Source organism: Streptomyces aurantiacus, assembly GCF_001418335.1.
Taxonomy (GTDB): domain Bacteria; phylum Actinomycetota; class Actinomycetes; order Streptomycetales; family Streptomycetaceae; genus Streptomyces; species Streptomyces aurantiacus.
In genome coordinates, this window is record NZ_LIPP01000262.1 from 1 (window position 1) to 7,118 (window position 7,118).

Genomic DNA, 7,118 nt, shown 5'->3' on the forward strand with positions numbered 1-7,118 from the left:
CCCCCGAAACCAGCCCCTCCACCTCCCGCTCCACCAGCCCGGTGTCCAGCTCGCCCGCCACCACCGCCGGATGCGCCAGCAGCCTCCGGAGGAACCCCGCGTTCGTCTGCACCCCCAGCGTCACCGTCTCCGCCAGCGCTCCGCGAAGCCGACGCAGTGCCGTCGCCCGGTCGGGCCCGTACGCGATGACCTTGGACAGCATCGGGTCGTACAGCGAGCCGACCTCCGTGCCCTCGCTGAGCCCCGAGTCCGTGCGGACGCCGTCGCCCTGCGGCTCGTGCAGCCGCAGGACCGTACCGCCGGACGGCAGGAATCCGCGGGCCGGGTCCTCCGCGCAGACGCGGGCCTCCACGGCGTGACCCGTGAGGGTGACGTCGTCCTGGGCGAAGGCGAGCCGCTCGCCCGCCGCCACCCGCAACTGCCACTCCACCAGGTCCAGGCCCGTGATCAGCTCGGTCACCGGGTGCTCGACCTGCAGACGCGTGTTCATCTCCATGAAGTAGTACGAGGCCGGGTCGCTGCCCGGCACGATGAACTCGACCGTGCCCGCGCCCGAGTAGCCGCAGGAGCGGGCCGCCTGGACGGCCGCCTCGCCCATCGCGGCGCGGGTCCTCTCGTCGAGGAACACACTCGGCGCCTCCTCGATGATCTTCTGGTGCCGGCGCTGGAGGGAGCACTCGCGCTCGCCCAGATGCACCACGTTCCCGTGGCCGTCCGCCAGGACCTGGATCTCGATGTGCCGGGGGCGGTCGACCCACCGCTCGACGAGGAGGGTGTCGTCCCCGAAGGAGGCGCGGGCCTCACGGCGCGCGGCGGCGATCTCGTCCGCCAGCGCGGCCGCGTCCCGCACCAGGCGCATGCCCTTGCCGCCACCGCCCGCCGACGGCTTCAGCAGCACCGGCATGCCGATCTCCCGGGCGGAGTCGGCCAGTTGGGTGTCGGTGAGGCCGCTGCCCGACGAACCGGGCACCACCGGGACCCCGGCCGCCCGGACCGTCTCCTTGGCGCGGATCTTGTCGCCCATCAGGGAGATCGCGTCCGCCGGGGGGCCGATGAAGACCAGGCCGGCCGCCGTGCACGCCCGCGCGAACTCCGCGTTCTCCGCGAGGAAGCCGTATCCCGGGTGCACCGCCTGGGCGCCGGTGCGCGCGGCGGCCGTCAGCAGCCGCTCCATCGACAGGTAGCTCTCGGCGGCCGGCGCCGGACCGATCCGTACCGCCGTGTCCGCCTCGCGCACATGCCGGGCGTCGGCGTCCGCGTCGGAGAAGACGGCCACCGAGCGCACGCCCAGCGACCGCAGCGTCCGGATGACCCGGACGGCGATCTCGCCCCGATTGGCCACAAGCACCGTGTCGAACATCGTCGTCCGTCCCCTCACATCCGGCCCCACCGGCCCCGCCTGTTCCCTCGCGTCCCTCGCGTCCGTCCCCATGCGTCCCCTCACATCCGGAAGACGCCGAACTGGGAGTCACCCAGGGGCGCGTTGGCGCAGGCGGTCAGGGCGAGTCCCAGTACCTGCCGGGTCTCCATCGGGTCGATCACGCCGTCGTCCCAGAGCCGGGCCGTCGCGTAGTAGGCGTTGCCCTGGGTCTCGTACCGGTCGCGGATCGGGTCCTTGAAGGCCTCTTCCTCCTCCGCCGGCCAGGACTCGCCGCGTCCCTCCAACTGGTCGCGCTTGACGGTCGCGAGGACCGACGCGGCCTGTTCGCCGCCCATCACGGAGATCTTGGCGTTCGGCCACATCCAGAGGAAGCGCGGTGAGTACGCCCTGCCGCACATCGAGTAGTTGCCCGCGCCGTACGACCCGCCGACCACGACCGTCAGCTTCGGTACGCGCGCGCAGGCCACCGCGGTCACCATCTTCGCGCCGTGCTTGGCGATGCCCCCGGCCTCGTACTGGCGGCCCACCATGAACCCGGAGATGTTCTGCAGGAACACCAGCGGGATGCCGCGCTGGTCGCACAGTTCGATGAAGTGGGCGCCCTTCTGGGCGGACTCGGAGAACAGGATGCCGTTGTTGGCGACGATGCCGACCGGGTGCCCGTGGATCCGCGCGAAGCCGGTGACGAGCGTCTGCCCGAACTCCGCCTTGAACTCCGCGAACCGTGAGCCGTCCACGACGCGTGCGATGACCTCGCGCACGTCGTACGGGGTGCGGGAGTCGACCGGCACCGCGCCGTACAGCCCCGCGGGGTCCACCTTCGGCTCGACGCCCTGCGTGACCGACCAGGGCAGGGGCCCGCGGTCGGGGAGCGTGGAGACGATGGTCCGTACGATCCGCAGCGCGTGCGCGTCGTCCTCCGCCAGGTGGTCGGTGACCCCGGAGACCCGGGAGTGGACCTCGCCGCCGCCCAGTTCCTCCGCGGTGACGACCTCGCCGGTCGCGGCCTTCACCAGGGGCGGACCGCCGAGGAAGATCGTGCCCTGGCCCCGCACGATGACAGCCTCGTCGCTCATCGCCGGGACGTACGCCCCGCCGGCCGTGCAGGAGCCGAGGACGGCCGCGATCTGGGGGATGCCCGCTCCCGACATGCGGGCCTGGTTGTAGAAGATCCGCCCGAAGTGCTCGCGGTCGGGGAAGACCTCGTCCTGCATGGGGAGGAAGGCGCCGCCCGAGTCCACCAGATAGACGCAGGGGAGGCGGTTCTCCAGGGCCACCTCCTGGGCGCGCAGGTGCTTCTTCACCGTCATCGGGTAGTACGTGCCGCCCTTGACCGTGGCGTCGTTGGCGACCACCACGCACTCGCGCCCGGCGACCCGGCCGATCCCGGCGATGACGCCCGCCGCCGGGGCCTGGCCCTCGTACATCCCGTCGGCCGCCAGCGGGGCCAGCTCCAGGAACGGTGAGCCGGGGTCGAGCAGCGTGTCCACGCGGTCGCGCGGCAGCAGCTTGCCGCGGGCGGTGTGCCGGGCGCGGGCCCGTTCGCCGCCGCCGAGGCGGGCCGCGGCGAGCTTGCGCCGCAGCTCGTCGACGAGCGCGCGGTGTGCCGCCTCGTTCCCCCGCCAGGCCTCCGACGCGGGGTCGGCCGCGCTGTGGAGCTCCGGTGCCTCGTGCATCCTGCGGTCCCCTCACCCGGCGATCACCGGTCAATGAACCAAGCCAACGAATCAAGCAGACGAACCAAGTTAATGAGCGTTAACGCGTTTCCCTCAGGTTAACGAACGCTAACCTCTCTGTCTAGAATTGCCTCATGGCCACCAGAACCGACGCCCTCACCCGCCGCGAGCAGATCCTCAAGGAGGCTGCCCGGCTCTTCGCCGAGCGCGGCTTCCACGGGGTCGGTGTCGACGAGATAGGTGCGGCGGTCGGGATCAGCGGTCCCGGCCTGTACCGCCACTTCGCGGGCAAGGACGCGATGCTCGCCGAACTGCTGGTGGGGATCAGTGAGCAGTTGCTGGCCGGCGGCAGGCTTCGCGTGGCGGAGTCGGAGTCCGGCGGTGGGAACCCGGAAGCGCTCCTCGACGCGCTCATCGAGGGGCACATCGACTTTGCGCTGGACGACCGCCCGCTGATCACCCTGCACGACCGGGAGCTGGACCGCCTCCGGGACAGCGACCGCAAGCTCGTACGGCAGCTCCAGCGCCAGTACGTCGAACTGTGGGTGACGGTCGTGCGCGAGCTCCACCCCGGCCTGGCCGAACCGAGCGCCCGCTCGGCCGTCCACTCGGTCTTCGGCCTCCTGAACTCGACCCCGCACCTGGGCCGCCCCGGGGCGCTGCCCGGGCGTACCGCCACGGCGGAGCTGTTGCACCGGATGGCGAGGGGTGCCTTCACGGCGGCGGGGGCGGCGGAGGCGGCGGGTGCGGCAGGGGCGTGACGAGCGTCTCGGGGTGCCTGCGGGGCCTGGTCTGGACGACCGTCATGACCGGCCGGTAACGTAAGGCTGAGCAAGCGCTTAGACACGGAATCTTGAGCCAGGCGGAGGTGGGCGCGGTGCGCCGTACGGTGTTCAGTGAGGATCACGAGGCGTTCCGGGAGACCCTGCGCGCCTTCATCGAGGCCGAGGTCGTCCCGGTCTACGACGAGTGGTTCGCGGCGGGCCAGGTGCCCCGCGACTTCTACTACAAGCTCGCCGAGCTGGGCGTCTTCGGTATCCGCGTGGACGAGGAGTTCGGCGGCGCCGGCATCGACTCGTACAAGTTCGAGGCCGTGATGTACGAGGAGACCGCGCGTGCGGGTGTCTCCTTCGGCGGCTCCGGTGTGCACGTGCTGCTCGGCCTGCCCTACATCAAGGCGCTCGCCACCGACGAGCAGAAGAAGCGCTTCCTGCCGAAGTTCGTCTCCGGTGAGGAGATGTGGGCCCTCGCGATGACCGAGCCGGGCACCGGTTCCGACCTCGCGGGCATGAAGACCACCGCGAAGCTCTCCGAGGACGGCACGCACTACGTTCTCAACGGCGCCAAGACGTTCATCACCGGTGGCGTGCACGCGGACCGGGTGATCGTCTGCGCCCGCACCTCCGCGGCCACGGCCGAGGACCGCCGCTTCGGCATATCCCTCTTCGCCGTGGACACCAAGGCCGAGGGCTACTCGGTGGGCCGCAAGCTCGACAAGCTCGGCCTGAAGACGTCCGACACCGCCGAGCTGGCGTTCGTCGACGTGCGGGTGCCGGTCGAGGACCTGCTCGGCGAGGAGAACAAGGGCTTCTCCTACCTCGGCGGCAACCTGCCCTCCGAGCGCTGGGGCATCGCCTTCGGCGCGTACGCCCAGGCCGCGGCGGCCGTCCGCTTCGCCAAGGAGTACGTCCTTGAGCGCACCGTCTTCGGCAAGCCGGTCTCCCACTTCCAGAACACCAAGTTCGAGCTGGCCGCCTGCCAGGCCGAGGTGGACGCCGCGCAGGCCGTCGCCGACCGCGCCCTGGAAGCCCTCGACCAGGGCGAGCTGTCCGCGGCCGAGGCCGCGTCCGCCAAGCTGTTCTGCACCGAGGTCGCGCACCGCGTCATCGACCGCTGCCTCCAGCTGCACGGCGGCTACGGCTTCATGAACGAGTACCCGATCGCCCGCCTGTACGCGGACAACCGCGTCAACCGCATCTACGGCGGTACCAGCGAGATCATGAAGTCGATCATCGCCAAGAACATGGGCCTGTAGGTCTCCAAGAACATGGGCCTGTAGGACTCCGGGAACATGGGCCCGTAGGGCTCCGGAAAACATTCGGGAAACCAATGCACGGTACAACTGACGCATGAGTCAGGCACTTCAAGGACTGCTCGATCTGCTCGACCTGGAGCAGATCGAGCAGGACATCTTCCGCGGTCAGTCCCGCTTCGCCGTCGTCCCGCGGGTCTTCGGCGGGCAGGTCGCGGCGCAGGCACTGGTCGCCGCGGGGCGCACGGTCCCGGGGGACCGGCTCGCCCACTCCCTGCACGCGTACTTCCTGCGCGCCGGGGAGGCGGGCGCGCCCATCGTCTACACCGTCGACCGGATCCGCGACGGCCGTTCCTTCACCACGCGCCGGGTGGTCGCCGTCCAGCACGGGCAGCCGATCTTCCATCTCTCCGCGTCGTTCCAGACGTACGAGGAGGGCATGGAGCACCAGGCCGACATGCCGCCCGCGCCCGATCCGGAGACCCTGGAGACGACCGCCGAGATGCTGCCGCGGTACCTGGCGGCGTACGGGGACGAAGGCGTCGCCCAGCGGATGCTGGAGGCGCGTGCCGCCGTCGACCTCCGCTATGTCGACGCGCCGCCGTTCGCCACTGTCGGACAGCCGCGCGAGCCGCGCTCGCAGGTGTGGTTCCGCACCAACGGCAAGCTCGACGGCGCCATCGACGAGCCGCTGCTGCACGTCTGCCTCGCCACGTACGTCTCCGACATGACGCTCCTCGACTCCGTGCTGCTCGCCCACGGGCGCGGCGGCTGGGTCACCGGGGACGTCGTCGGGGCCTCGCTGGACCACGCGATGTGGTTCCACCGGCCGTTCCGCGCCGACGAATGGCTGCTGTACGACCAGGAGTCGCCGTCCGCGTCCGGCGGGCGGGGCCTCGGGCAGGCCCGTATCTACACGCAGGACGGACGGCTCGCGATCACGGTGATCCAGGAGGGTGTGGTCCGGATCCCGCGGTGACACGTGCCCGGGGAGAGGCGAGGGCTCACTCGTTGGTGGTGAGGCCCGCCGCGTCCAGCAGGTACGCCGTCATCGGGTCGTAGTGCCGGGGGCTGGTGACGTGGTCGTCCATGGGGACGGTCACCTGGACCGTGCCCTCGGACTCGGCGAGGAACAGGGCCGGGTCGTTGCAGTCCGCGTACCCCATGGAGTCCACGCCCAGCTGGCCCGCGCAGCCCGCCCAGCCGTGGTCGGCGACGACCAGGTCGGGCAGCGGGCGGCCCTCGCTCTCCAGGCCCTTCAGGATCGCCCGCATCGGCTCGCCCGAGTGGGTGTGCCACAGGGTCGCGCCGTGCTCAAGGACGGCGACGTCGGCGAACTGGAAGACGTATCCCTCGTCCGTGGTCAGCCCGTCCGGGATGACCACGATCTCGCAGCCCGCGGCGCGCAGTGCCGCGGCGGTCGCGCGGTGCACGTCCAGCAGGCCGCCCGGGTGGCCCGTCGCGAACAGCACGCGCTGCCGGCCGGCCGCCGCCTTGCGCAGCCGGCCCGCCATCCGCTCCAGCGCGTCGACCGTCAGCTCCGGGTCGATGGTGTCCTGGCCGTACCGGTACTCCGGGTCGTCGTTCACGCCGCAGCGCTCGGCCATGACCGCGAGGACGTCCTGCTCGTCGGTCCAGCGGTCACCGAGTTCCAGGCCGAGCCAGAAGTTGCGGTCGCTGTTGGCCAGCTTGCGGTAGTGGGAGAGGTTGTTCTCGCGGGGGGTGGCCACTTCGCCCGCGATACGCGTCTGTACGAGGTGGTCGAGGAGGTCGGCGCGGCTGGGGGTCCCGGGTATCGGCATACCCCCATTCTGCCGGTGCGCTCCGCTGGGTGGCGCCGGGTATCGAACCGTGGGATTTGAGTCACTCGGGGTTTGGGGGAGTGCCGTCCGGGGTGGTGCGGGTGGGTGGGGGCTGGTCGCGCAGTTCCCCGCGCCCCTGAAAGGCGGGGCTGCGCCCCTCTCTTTCAGCCCGTCCGGCGTTTGAGGACGAGCGCGTTCAGCGCGATTGCGGGGGTCTGGGGGCGCAG

At 71.2% G+C, this 7,118-nt stretch carries 6 protein-coding genes; 3 read left to right on the forward strand and 3 right to left on the reverse strand.

The window, feature by feature from the left end; all coding sequences use genetic code 11:
• Both AOK01_RS29920 and AOK01_RS29925 read right to left on the reverse strand, forming a co-directional pair.
• On the reverse strand, positions 1 to 1,360 hold a 1,360-nt coding region (locus AOK01_RS29920), incomplete at its 3' end, for an acetyl-CoA carboxylase biotin carboxylase subunit (RefSeq protein ID WP_055517142.1).
• Positions 1,361 to 1,440: 80 nt separating this feature from the next.
• On the reverse strand, positions 1,441 to 3,057 hold the full coding sequence (locus tag AOK01_RS29925) for a carboxyl transferase domain-containing protein (RefSeq protein ID WP_055517144.1): 1,617 nt from the start codon (positions 3,055 to 3,057) through the stop codon (positions 1,441 to 1,443).
• 134 nt (positions 3,058 to 3,191) lie between these two features.
• Between AOK01_RS29925 and AOK01_RS29930 the strand changes: the two genes are divergently transcribed.
• The 3 genes from AOK01_RS29930 to AOK01_RS29940 all read left to right on the forward strand — a co-directional run bounded on the left by AOK01_RS29930 (position 3,192) and on the right by AOK01_RS29940 (position 6,068).
• A complete protein-coding gene (locus tag AOK01_RS29930; protein WP_055517145.1) occupies positions 3,192 to 3,818 on the forward strand; it encodes an SACE_7040 family transcriptional regulator in 627 nt (208 codons plus the stop codon).
• A gap of 116 nt (positions 3,819 to 3,934) precedes the next feature.
• Positions 3,935 to 5,092, forward strand: a complete 1,158-nt coding sequence (locus AOK01_RS29935) for an acyl-CoA dehydrogenase family protein (protein ID WP_055517150.1) — start codon at positions 3,935 to 3,937, stop codon at positions 5,090 to 5,092.
• A 94-nt stretch (positions 5,093 to 5,186) separates the two neighbouring features.
• Positions 5,187 to 6,068, forward strand: coding sequence for an acyl-CoA thioesterase (locus tag AOK01_RS29940; protein ID WP_055517147.1), 882 nt, complete (start codon positions 5,187 to 5,189; stop codon positions 6,066 to 6,068).
• A 25-nt stretch (positions 6,069 to 6,093) separates the two neighbouring features.
• Here AOK01_RS29940 and AOK01_RS29945 read toward each other — a convergent pair whose 3' ends face one another.
• Positions 6,094 to 6,891, reverse strand: a complete 798-nt coding sequence (locus tag AOK01_RS29945; RefSeq protein ID WP_055517149.1) for a phosphatase — start codon at positions 6,889 to 6,891, stop codon at positions 6,094 to 6,096.
• Positions 6,892 to 7,118: the final 227 nt, after the last annotated feature.